The 287-nt window shown below is 70.0% G+C and carries 1 protein-coding gene; it reads right to left on the bottom strand.

Going from position 1 to position 287, the window contains the following annotated elements; translation table 11 throughout:
• The coding region (locus GV790_RS29950; protein WP_218586506.1) for a PEP-utilizing enzyme at nucleotides 1-261 on the bottom strand (261 nt) is incomplete at its 3' end.
• Nucleotides 262-287 lie beyond the last annotated feature (26 nt).

Below are 287 nucleotides of genomic sequence, written 5' to 3'. Positions count from 1 at the left end.
AGCCAGGATCGCGACATGACTGAGCGGGCTTCCGGTTTCGGCGATCAATCCCGCCAAACGCGGCACCACCACCGCAAGGCGCGGATCCAGATGCCGCACCACCAGCACCGAACCCTCCGGTGGGCGCTCACCCATATGCACGACACCCTGCCCGGCGCCGCCACCGGCCCCGACACCGCCTGCCGCGCGGTCGCCGCGAGACCCGACCGGAATCGGCCACCCGTCCTCGGCGAGCCGGAATTGTGCGGGCAGATGGTGCACGGCTGATTCGGACGAGCCTGCGGTAT

This window comes from Nocardia cyriacigeorgica (assembly GCF_010858045.1).
GTDB classification, from domain to species: Bacteria; Actinomycetota; Actinomycetes; order Mycobacteriales; family Mycobacteriaceae; genus Nocardia; species Nocardia cyriacigeorgica_E.
This window is presented reverse-complemented; position numbering and strand designations above follow the sequence as displayed.